Source organism: Paenibacillus sp. PCH8 (assembly GCF_002968835.1).
GTDB lineage: Bacteria > Bacillota > Bacilli > Paenibacillales > Paenibacillaceae > Paenibacillus.
Map to the genome: position 1 here is coordinate 83,169 of NZ_PKQK01000002.1, position 10,382 is coordinate 93,550.

At 41.4% G+C, this 10,382-nt stretch carries 8 protein-coding genes and 1 pseudogene; 2 read left to right on the forward strand and 7 right to left on the reverse strand.

The genetic code is table 11. The annotated features are described in order from the left end of the window. Nucleotides 1–67: 67 nt before the first annotated feature. Nucleotides 68–2,491, reverse strand: coding sequence for a flavocytochrome c (locus C0Q44_RS13015; protein ID WP_105407766.1), 2,424 nt, complete (start codon nt 2,489–2,491; stop codon nt 68–70). Between the two features lie 13 nt (nt 2,492–2,504). Then, nucleotides 2,505–3,119, reverse strand: a complete 615-nt coding sequence (locus tag C0Q44_RS13020) for an NADPH-dependent FMN reductase (protein WP_105407767.1) — start codon at nt 3,117–3,119, stop codon at nt 2,505–2,507. A 180-nt stretch (nt 3,120–3,299) separates the two neighbouring features. On the opposite strand from C0Q44_RS13020, the gene C0Q44_RS13025 reads away from it, so the two are divergent. Together C0Q44_RS13025 and C0Q44_RS13030 are read left to right on the forward strand one after the other, a co-directional pair. Beyond that, the gene (locus C0Q44_RS13025) at nt 3,300–4,229 is read left to right on the forward strand and encodes a LysR family transcriptional regulator (RefSeq protein ID WP_105407768.1); all 930 of its coding nucleotides are present in this window, start codon (nt 3,300–3,302) and stop codon (nt 4,227–4,229) included. 39 nt (nt 4,230–4,268) lie between these two features. Beyond that, complete coding sequence (locus C0Q44_RS13030) at nt 4,269–5,177, forward strand: FAD:protein FMN transferase (protein ID WP_258166383.1); 909 nt, start codon at nt 4,269–4,271, stop codon at nt 5,175–5,177. 169 nt (nt 5,178–5,346) lie between these two features. On the opposite strand, the gene C0Q44_RS13035 is transcribed toward C0Q44_RS13030, so the two are convergent. From C0Q44_RS13035 to C0Q44_RS13055, 5 genes and pseudogenes are all read right to left on the reverse strand, one after another. Continuing rightward, on the reverse strand, nt 5,347–5,673 hold the full coding sequence (locus C0Q44_RS13035) for a YxeA family protein (protein WP_105407770.1): 327 nt from the start codon (nt 5,671–5,673) through the stop codon (nt 5,347–5,349). A 12-nt stretch (nt 5,674–5,685) separates the two neighbouring features. Continuing rightward, entirely contained in the window at nt 5,686–7,614 is a 1,929-nt protein-coding gene (locus tag C0Q44_RS13040) for an ABC transporter permease (RefSeq protein WP_105407771.1), read from the reverse strand. Next, nucleotides 7,611–8,390 (reverse strand): ABC transporter ATP-binding protein, encoded by a 780-nt coding sequence (locus C0Q44_RS13045; protein WP_105407772.1) that lies wholly within the window; start codon nt 8,388–8,390, stop codon nt 7,611–7,613. Before C0Q44_RS13045 ends, C0Q44_RS13040 begins: the two co-directional genes overlap by 4 nt. A 150-nt stretch (nt 8,391–8,540) precedes the next feature. Further along, nucleotides 8,541–9,593 (reverse strand): sensor histidine kinase, encoded by a 1,053-nt coding sequence (locus C0Q44_RS13050; protein WP_105407773.1) that lies wholly within the window; start codon nt 9,591–9,593, stop codon nt 8,541–8,543. 11 nt (nt 9,594–9,604) lie between these two features. Beyond that, a pseudogene (locus C0Q44_RS13055) lies at nt 9,605–10,286 on the reverse strand (response regulator transcription factor). Between the last annotated feature and the right edge of the window lie 96 nt (nt 10,287–10,382).

Consider the following 10,382-nt stretch of genomic DNA (forward strand, 5'->3'; position numbering starts at 1 on the left):
TGTGTTAAGCGGGTTCTTTGCATGTGCAACCTGGAGTCATCTACATTTCTTTTTTATATTCTCAACATCATTTCATTTCATCAACAGCCGTTTTACCAGCGATTCGTCCGAAAGTAAAGATGTCCGTCAAGGCATTACCACCTAAACGGTTACCTGCATGTATACCTCCTGCAACTTCTCCAGCAGCATACAGATGTGCAATCGGCTGACCGTTTTCATCCAATACGCGAGTTTGGGTGTCGATCTTGATACCACCCATTGTATGGTGAACCGCCGGTTTTCTAGGCGTAGCGTAGAATGGAGCCTTCTCGACTTTTAAGCTAAACGTATCCTTATGGAACTCCGGATCAAAGCCCGCATCCACATAAGAGTTATACTTATCAATTGTATTTCTAAGAACCTGAGGGTCCATACTAATTTTCACGGCCAGCTCTTCGATCGTATCCGCTCTAAACAGAGTACCTGCTTCGACTTGGCGATCGATCTTTTCCTGGCTTGTATTTGCTGCGGTTTTCTTGATCTCATCATCAGCGATCAGGTAAAATAAACTACCTTGCTCAATAGCAGCTTTGGTTAAGACATCTCGTCCAGAAAATTCATTAACGAACCGTTCTCCCTTTTTGTTAACAATCACAAAGTTTTCAGGAGGCACTTGCAGTCCACTGAAGAGTTCGCCCGTTTCCGGGTCCGCTACCGGCATCATTTGAGTGAAGCCCATGCCAGTCAGTGCCGCTCCTGCGCTCTTACCAAGCGATATTCCATCACCTGTCATCGCGTAAGAATTCGTTGTTTTGATATCATCCTCAATATGGCTCCAGTACGTGTTATACTCCTTGAGCATCTGTGTATTTGCACCAAAACCGCCGCTAGCAAGCACAACCGCTTTGGCATGAACGGTGATTTTCTGACCATTGACACCCGTTGCGATAACACCTGCGATTTTGCCATCTTCGATGATCAATTGCTTAACAGGACTGTCTGTAATAATCTTTCCTGAGTTCTCTTCTACATATTTGCTAAGTGCAATGATAAATGCAGAGCCATAGCTCTTGACAGGTTTATGGCCGCGGCGCCAAAGGGCACCTACTGGAGCAAATACGATACTCTTATCATATTCAACCCCGATCTCCTCAAGCCACGTAACACTTTCCAAGGCATGGTCTGTTAATACTTTTACCAAATCGTATTGTCCATATATCATGTTTCCGTTCAGGTCCGTTCGTTTGCCCCCGAAATAGGTCTGCATTCTGTGAAGAAGCGGGGAATCAAATAAATAAGCCTTTTGTGTGCCGAACTTTTCCTGATAAGCTGTAAACTCTGCTTTTAGCGCACGGAAATCCTCTACATATTCTGGATGGATCAAGCTCTCTTTGGTACTTAATAAATTCTCAATCGTCTGTCTTTCTCCTGGATTCTCATTGAACTGTTGTTGCCATACAGGATCTGCAGCATTGACAGGACCACCTGAACGGATGGTGTTGCCTCCCACGGCAGGATATTTCTCAAGAACAATCGCACTTGCTCCATGTTGTAAAGCTGTAGCAGCCGCACTTAGTCCCGCACCGCCTCCACCTACAATGACCACATCACAAGTATATTCTTCGTCGTCCCTCATCTGGCTGCTAGCAGGTTTTGGCCGTCTTTTGAGTATGTCAGGGTTAACGCCAGCAAGCTTAACCGCTTTGGCTACACCATTGATGACAGCGTTACTGGTTTCAGAAGCACCCGAGAGAGCATCCACATTTAGCGTCTGACCCTCGATGATTTTATTCGGAATTCTGATAAAAACGACATCGGCGATGCCTTCGGTCTCACCCTTCGCATCGATATCAATACTTTCGATTCTATTCTCACTAAAGGATACCTTCATCGGAAGATTTCCACTGTGACCTATGGCATTGATTTCATACACACCGGGTTTATAAGTAAACTGTTCTTCTTCGTTGAGCTGATTTGAAATTTGGGCAAACCGCAGGAAGCGCAGAAAACATATTTCCAGAAAATCAATCGTTCCTTCATTGATCAGCTTACCTGAATCGTCAAACGCTTGATGTGCACTTCCAAGCAAGAATTCATACCCTGGCATCACATTAGCTTCGACACCTGGTGCATCCAGAATTTGACGAAGATGCAACTGCGCTCGTGAGGAACCTTGTGTTCCCTGTGACGCACCAATGATCATCACGGGTTTGCCAGCAAGCGGATGGATTTCAAAGCTCAACCATTCAAGCAGGCTTTTAAGGGATGAAGGGATGGAATGGTTATATTCGGGAGTGGCAATAATGACACCATCACTTGCCAATATTTTTTCATTAAACGTTTGTATAATTTCACTGTTCGTTTGGTTATCGGATTGATTAAACATCGGAACATCTGTAATTTCAAGGATTTCAATGGCTGCTCTGGACTCAAAATGTTTCTTCATAAACTGAAGCAGCTTGCGATTATACGATTTCTTAGCATTTGTACCAACGATCGCTATGATTTTCATTATGATTAGCCCCCTACTCTTGCCAGGAAAATTTTTTCATTTTTTTCTTCAACGTCCTTTTTGACAGCAGTTCAGTAGTGATCTCCGTAAACAAAACAAACTCTCTGAAGATTTCTTCAAGCTCCGCTACTTTTGCAGCATCAATGAGACTGCCACTACTATCAAATGCACTCTGGGATTTTCCCAAAAGAAACTCGCTACTAGGCATCATTCTCGCACCAAGCTCTGGCGAATCCAGAATTTGTTTAAGATGCGCTTGCGCTCTGGAAGAGCCGAGTGAGCCGTGTGAAGCACCCACGATTAGAACAGGTTTGTCTATCAAGGATTGAGTCGTGTAACTGATCCATTCCAGCGCACTTTTCAGAACGGCAGGGATGGCATGATCATACTCCGGGGTGGCAATAATTACGCCCTGAGCTTTGGCAATTCGATCCGATAGGTCTTTTACCTTTTCAGGAATATCAACATTGGCATCCTCTATCTCATCTTTTTCAATAAACGCAGGTAAATCCTTGATTTCATATAAATCAATCTTGGCCTCACTCGAGAAATGCTTTTGCATAAATTGAAGCAACATGCGGTTCGTTGACACATCCGAATTCGTGCCCACAATAGCTAAATAATTCATCGTAATCCCCTTTCTGTCATTCGAAATGATATTCGTACATGTCAGACTCGTTCTTTCGGCATAACTCTAACATATCAAAGGTAAAATGATCTAATAGTTATTCATTGCAGTTTGATAACTAATTTGTTATAATCAGCTCAAATTAAAAGTTTGTTATTTTTTTCACAAAGGGTGAGGGACATGTCTAAATTAGAATCTCAGGATATTTTGTGTTACATTGACAGCCTATTGAAATACAGTAACTATAGCAGGGCTGCCAAATCACTTTATATTTCTCAGCCCTACTTGACCAAAGTTATTCAAAGAGTTGAAAATCAGATGAACTGTGAGCTTATCACTCGCAACAAGCTACCGTACCGATTAACCGAGCAGGGAAAAATATATTATCAGTATTTAACTTCACTCGAAACTAGTTACGCCAAATTGATCAGGGAAATATCATATGTATCGGATCATGACAAAAAGGTGATACGGATCGGAATTCTTCCTAGCCTTGGTTCTTATTTAACACCCCTTTTTTTACCCACTTTTTTAGAGCTTCATCCTGTATATAAAATAAACCTTATAGAAGATTTACCTGAAAAAAATGAGAAACGCATCCAAAACAATGAGTTAGACTTTTGGATTGGGCAAAATTCGGGGAGTATCTCTCCAAACCTAAACTCAGTTAGCTGGGGCAGGCACAGTTATCGAGCTATTATTCCGCGCTGCTGTGAACTATACCAGAAGGATGTAGCTGTCATTGCAGAAGGAACAATTGATATAAGTGAAATATTGAGTCAAAAGCTACTATTAACTTCGAAAGGCTCAGCGATCAGAAAACAGATCGACCAACTATTGAGTGTCTACAAAATTCAGCCTAACATCATTATGGAAAGTAACGAAATATACACTGTACTCAAGCTGGCAAAGCATAATTTGGGTCTAACCATTGTGCCTGAAAGTATCTGTATCGAAGCGTGTGCCTCTGAATACAATATATATCCAATTCCTGTAGATAAGATGAGTTTGGATTATTTTATAGCCTATCATGGTGAACGAACGCTAACTAGCGTGGATCATGATCTAATCCATACCTTTCTGAATCATGCGCAAAAATATGCGATGTAGGAGGCTGTAATGAATACTTATACGAAAACGATACCTCTCATGGGAACCAAAATATCACTCTGTATACAGGCGGGGGATGCTGAAAAGCTCGCTCAGGAAGCCGTGAATATGCTGTTACGTTATGAGAAAGTCTTTAGTGCCAATAGTGAACATTCACAACTTGCCATGCTCAAAAAAGAAGCTGCAGCAAATCCACAAAAGGTGGACAAGGAACTGTATGAACTCATCAAAATAGGAAAAGAACATAGCTTGAATGAAGATTCATATCTAAATATTGCGATAGGTCCCTTGATCAAATTGTGGAGAATTGGTTTCCGCGAGGCACATGTGCCAGAAGATTCAGCTATAAAGACCGTGCTGGATCTCTTGAATCCTGAACATATCCAACTCGATGATGAGCAACAAACGGTCCTTTTATCCAAAAAAGGTATGGAGATCGACCTTGGAGCTATCGCTAAAGGTTATTTTGCTGATCAAGTTATGACATTTTTCAAGAATAATGGAGCTGTATCCGCTATGGTCGATATGGGAGGCAATGTTCTGGTTTATGGAGATGCACCCTCAGGAGATCATTACTGGAAAGTCGGTATACAAAACCCCTTTTTACCGAGAGGCAATGCAGCAGCACTCGTCAGCATCAGAGATCAATCCGTCGTGACATCCGGCATATACGAGCGAGTTTTAGAGAAGGAAGGAACTCATTACCATCATATATTTAGCAGTACAACAGGATATCCCATTGAAAGTAATATCGCTTCTTTAACGATTATTGCAGATCAATCGCTGGACTGTGATATATATACTACAGAGTTGTTTGGGTTAGATGCTGTCTCCATTATTCATAAAGTAAATCAAATGAAGCATATCGAAGCTGCCGTAATCACGACAGATGGAAACCTGGCCTACACCGTAAATCTTAGGGGGAAAATCCATCCCATAACAAGCTAAAGTATGAGTTGCTGCATGATGCCAGGATATTGCGGATTTTTGTGTTATACATTACAACTATCGTGTGTTCTTTTACATGCAAAAAAAACGCTACCACGAGATGTGGTAACGATTCTGCTTGGTTATTCCTTTTATGCATATAGCGCCATGATCGTCATTTCATTAATCTTTATTTCAATGGCATTTCATCCTCTTTTATTAACTTATAGTCTGCTGTGTACGTACCTTTGGCAAGTACTTTTAAAAGTGTGCCTTGATCGAGTCTGGTACTGGTGCTGAATACCACTCGTTTCGTCTCTCCACTTTCGGTGACACCCTGCACCTTATATTTATATCTACCTTCATCATCTACAGGTTCATCTTGAACCTTAACATATACATATTCCTCTTTAATCATGGGATTAAAACGATCAAATGGCTCACGCATGAAGATATAAAGACCAGTCATCATAACGATCGCAACGAGACAAGAAATGAGGTTTCTTTTTTTTATCATTTTTCTTCCTTTCTATAGAGCATTAATAACGATATTTTTGTAATACCGAATGGTAACGACCGTAAACACTAAATAGATCACGATATACGCTGCCATACTCATAAGGATTGGGGTAAGCATGCTTGCAGCGATGAGTATAGAACCTACCTTCAAGGCAAAAGCAGCGTGAGTTAACCCAATGACCAGAGGGATCAAATAAACAAAGAGCTGTTTACGGACGATTCCTTTCATGATGTCGTCTACTTGAAAACCGAGTTGTCGCAGTGTTCGGTAATGAGCTTTCTCTTGCTCGGCCTCGGTCATTTGTTTAAAGTACAAAATACTTCCCGTTGAAAGGATAAATACTAATCCCAGAAAGCCAGCAATGAAAATGAGGAGCCCGAAGTTTTGACGCGATCCCTCGTATGTGGAATAAAAGTCCCTGAGTAACAGGTCACTGTCCACGCTCGTTCGAAAAATATCCGAAGCGATATCTGTTTTCTCCGTATCCAATACGTTAAATACCTCAAATGTCACCAACTGTTTGGACTCATCCTCCTGAATGCTGTCGCTCATTCGCTCGAAGGTTTCTTCAGAGACCATTAATTGATCGCCATGAAGAATGTAATTCATCACGTTATTAAGCTCGGACTTGGAGACGGGTAGTCGATTGGTTTCATCATTTGATGCGTATTGCACCTCTTTTGGAGATAAAACCTCCATTCCTTCTATAATGGCTCGCTTACTATGATAGATGGCCTCACCATCTTGGGGACGTTCCAGATCTAATCCAACCTGCACCATCTGCTCTGCTGAGAAAAGCAAAAACGGTCTGTTACGATAGCTTGGTTTTGAATTCTGATCCTGATCCACCCATGCGCCATCAAATCGAATGGCATGCACTTGATGATAATCAAATTCAATCTGCGCCTCTGCTAACTTACTTGTGATCACAGTGGCTTCCTCCGGCATATTTTCCATTGCAAAATCAAAAGGCATCGACAATCTTACATCCTTTTCCATGGAATAATATAAGGAATAGGACAGGGAAATCATCGTAATGGTCATCGCAGACAAGATTGTGATTAACGTTAACGAATTGGCGTGACCTTTCATTCTGTGCATTAGAGATGCGACCGAAAGGCTATTAATCAAGCCGAGATTTCCATTTTGCCTTTTCCGATAAACATATAATATCCAGCTTATGGTCGTGTGAAAGACTAAATAGGTTCCGAGTATGGTGCTCACAAGAACAACTAACATTAGAAAAATCAATGAATCTGCATTGTATCCAAGAAAGGTAGACACATAATAACCAAACCCGATCAGACCTACTCCGGCTACCCCTAAAATGGCTGACACGATGCTTGGACGTTGGACAAAACTTTCATTTTGATGATTAGCCTGAAACAATTGCAGCAATGTACTGCGATATACTGTCCATATGATTTGTAAGGTTGTAACCGCAAGCAAGCAGGTAAATACAGCAATCGTTTGAATAAGTGCCTGACCTGAGAAGGTTAAGCCGAACTTGACATCAAGCCCTAACACGTTCATTAACAGCAAGAGAAAGAGTCGTGAGAGCAAGGTTCCAACGATTGTTCCGATCAATAAAGCACCTAGACCAAGAATCGTATGTTCCAGGATCAGTACCCGGGTGACCCATAACTTAGACAAGCCAATTAACTGATACAATCCAATTTCCTGACTACGCCTTCTGATAAAAATATTCGTCGCATACATCGTAAACACAATGGTAATGAGAATAAGCAATATGCCTGCGATCTGAAAAGCCGTAGAGAAGTTTACGCTGGTTTGAACGGTTTCCATGACGGTTTGATCATTTTGCAGAGTCGAGAAGATAAAATACAAGCTGATGCTGAAAATCATCGCGAAAAAATAAAGATAATACATCTTGATGTTTTTCCGCATGCTGCGCATCACCAGTTTCCGTATGTTCATTTCGGGCTGCCCCCTCCAAGAACAGCCTGCATATCCAGAATGTCTTTAAAGAACGATTCTCTCGTTTTCTCTCCCCGATACAATTCAGCAAAAACCTTGCCATCCTTGAGAAAAACGACCCGGCTACAATAGCTGGAAGCCAGCGGGTCATGAGTAACCATGACAATGGTAACTTGCCGTGAATGGTTGATCTCATGTAAATTCTCTAATAAATTGGAGGCCGACTTCGAATCCAGAGCACCGGTCGGTTCATCTGCAAAAACAAGCGAGGGCGAATGAATTAACGCTCGTGCCGCAGAGGTACGCTGCTTTTGTCCGCCTGAAATTTCAGAAGGATACTTATCCGCTAATTCCGTAATACCTAAAATCGCTGCAATTTCATTAAACTCATGTTCCGCTTCCATTTTGCTCATTTTGGTTAAAGACACCGGCAGTAATATATTTTCTTTGACTGTTAACGTATCAAGCAAATTATAATCCTGAAAGATAAAACCTAGATGTTGACGACGAATATCTGAAAGCTGTCTATCCTTCATTTTGGAGATCTCGTACTCTTGTATGAAAATTTCGCCATCCGTGGGACGGTCAATCGTCGCTAACGTATTCAAAAGGGTGGTCTTTCCTGAACCGGAAGGTCCCATAATGCCAACAAACTCTCCTTCTGTCACGTGAAGGTTGATGCCTTGTAACACCTGTTGGGCATTTTCTTTTGAACCATATGATTTACGTAGCCCCTCAGCAAGTAAAACGGTCTTAGGTGTGATTTGATCTTTCATCCCATACACTCCAATCAAGTTGTTCTATACACAGTGTAATTCTTTTGTGCCTCTTAGTCGTAAGCTTTAGGTGATAAAATGGGGCCCAATGTGATATTTTTGTCACCTTGCCAAAATAAAAAGCAGTCAGGTTTACATATCCTAACTGCTTCATTCATGCCTATTATATAGTGGTGATCGTCTAATCCTTTCAAATGGATTGTCACTAGAGAATATCATCCCAATCGATGTACCTTCGCCAACAGCTGTAGCAACCTCAAGTCGAATGTGTAACTTCTTGCTTATTTCTTGTGCAAGATAAAGTCCTATTCCGGTGGCTGCGTGCTGAACCCTTCCATTTTCTCCAGTAAAGCCTTTATCAAATATACGTGGCAGGTCATGTGATTGAATGCCGGGCCCTTCATCTTTAATCGATACACTGACATATTTATTTTCTTGGAGATCCATATGAATGGATACCTTTCCATCTGTTGGACTGTACTTAATCGCATTCGTTAAAAGCTGTCTCATTACAAACCCGCACCACTTTTTATCCGTGTACACGATAGCCCCGGTATTCCCCGTAACCTCAATGGTTATATTTTTTTCCATACACCATGTTGATAACTCACGAACCTCTTCTCTTATCAAATCTTGCACTTTCTGCTTGTCCGGGAGCAGATCTGACTCTAAGTTAGCTAATCGCGAAATATAAAGCTGCCGGTCGATCAATAAGTGCATCCTCAACCAGGGCGCATTTAACCTTTGTACTAACTCATTAGAATGGTGGCCATCAATGATGATCTTCATCGCTGTAAGGGGCGTTTTCACTTCGTGAACCCATGAGGAAAGGTCATCATGTTCCAAGCGTTGGGTTAATTGATCCTCACGACGCTTGTTTTGATCATGCTCATGGATGTTTTGCAAAAGGGTATACAACACCTCGTCAGGGAAACGACTTTGGGATTCGGGAATATTTACAAACCAAACATCTCCCATATCGTTAGATAGGGTAACCAAAGACTTATAATAGGCTGTTTCCTTCTTATATCGCCATATCAAAAAAACAATACAGATCGTTAGAAACAACGTATTTAAATAGATAAGTGAATGAGGCTCCACCTCTATACCGGCGTCAAATTGTATCAACGCATTGGTGAGCAGCAGCAGTAACCCGATTAAGCCGATCCAACTTTTTTTATAAACCAGATAAGCGATGAACAATGTGAAACCTCCTAAAGCGTAATGGCCATATACCCCAGACCTTTTTTAGTCACAATCCCCTCTGCTAAATGGAGAGAAGCGAGCTGTTGCCGTAATCTTGTGATGTTGGCAGAGCGTATTGTCATTCACATATTGATCATCATCCCAGAGCATTTTCATCAGTTCATGACGTGAGATGACCTTATTATTGGACCTTACTAAAATCGAAAGAATAAAAAATTCATTTCTTGTCAGGCCAATGGTTTTCCCATCCTTATGGATTTCGCCACTTTTTATATCAATAATCGCTTGATTCCACTCCATTACATCGGAGGATGCTTCTTCATACGTATACACTCGACGAAGAATAGCCTGTACCTTGGCAATCAGTACATCCATATGAAAAGGTTTAGGAACGTAATCGTCCGCCCCTAAGTTCATAGCCATCACCATATCCGTCGGATGATCTCTTGATGAAAGAAAGATGATCGGAACTTTGGACACGGCACGTATTTCTCTACACCAATGAAAGCCGTCAAACTTGGGGAGCTGTATATCAATAATCACTAGATGTGGGCGATGTTCCGCAAAAGCATCCATCACATGAGAGAAATCCGTTGGGCTACTTACCTCATATGACCACTGATTTAATCCTTCTCTAAGTGCTTCCAAAAGAAGAGGATCATCCTCAATAATAAAGATATTCATATTCATTTGTAACACTCCTTATCTATATCTATTTATTTTAGATTAAAAACGATCAAAAAAACACCAGGGAATCCCAGAGCTTCAAAGTTTGTGTTTACATCC

Coding starts and splice junctions, on each gene's coding strand:
- C0Q44_RS13015 (WP_105407766.1), bottom strand. CDS start 2,491: ATGAAAATCATAGCGATCGTTGGTACAAATGCTAAGAAATCGTATAAT.
- C0Q44_RS13020 (WP_105407767.1), bottom strand. CDS start 3,119: ATGAATTATTTAGCTATTGTGGGCACGAATTCGGATGTGTCAACGAAC.
- C0Q44_RS13025 (WP_105407768.1), top strand. CDS start 3,300: ATGTCTAAATTAGAATCTCAGGATATTTTGTGTTACATTGACAGCCTA.
- C0Q44_RS13030 (WP_258166383.1), top strand. CDS start 4,269: ATGGGAACCAAAATATCACTCTGTATACAGGCGGGGGATGCTGAAAAG.
- C0Q44_RS13035 (WP_105407770.1), bottom strand. CDS start 5,673: ATGATAAAAAAAAGAAACCTCATTTCTTGTCTCGTTGCGATCGTTATG.
- C0Q44_RS13040 (WP_105407771.1), bottom strand. CDS start 7,614: ATGAACATACGGAAACTGGTGATGCGCAGCATGCGGAAAAACATCAAG.
- C0Q44_RS13045 (WP_105407772.1), bottom strand. CDS start 8,390: ATGAAAGATCAAATCACACCTAAGACCGTTTTACTTGCTGAGGGGCTA.